Below are 236 nucleotides of genomic sequence, written 5' to 3'. Positions count from 1 at the left end.
GGGAAGCCCTCGAACACGCCCACCTCGACCCCGACACCCTCCGCGGCACCCCCACCGGCGTCTTCAGCGGCCTGATGCATCACGACTACGCCTCCCGACTGCCGGCCGGTCCGTCGGACCTCGAGGGGTATGTCGGCACCGGTAACAGCGGCAGCGTCACGTCGGGCCGGGTGTCCTATGTCTTTGGTTTCGAAGGTCCGGCGGTCACCGTCGACACCGCCTGCTCCTCATCCCTG

Annotated in this window: 1 protein-coding gene; it reads left to right on the top strand. The window is 68.6% G+C overall.

From position 1 onward, the window contains the following. Window positions 1-236, top strand: a 236-nt coding sequence (locus tag MXD59_RS26170; RefSeq protein ID WP_248827227.1) for a beta-ketoacyl synthase N-terminal-like domain-containing protein, incomplete at both ends; no start/stop codon positions are given.

Origin of the sequence: Frankia umida, assembly GCF_023242945.1 — a bacterium.
Taxonomy (GTDB): Bacteria; Actinomycetota; Actinomycetes; order Frankiales; family Frankiaceae; genus Frankia; species Frankia umida.
Note: the sequence above shows the minus strand (reverse complement) of the source record. Positions and strands in the feature narration are given on the sequence as shown.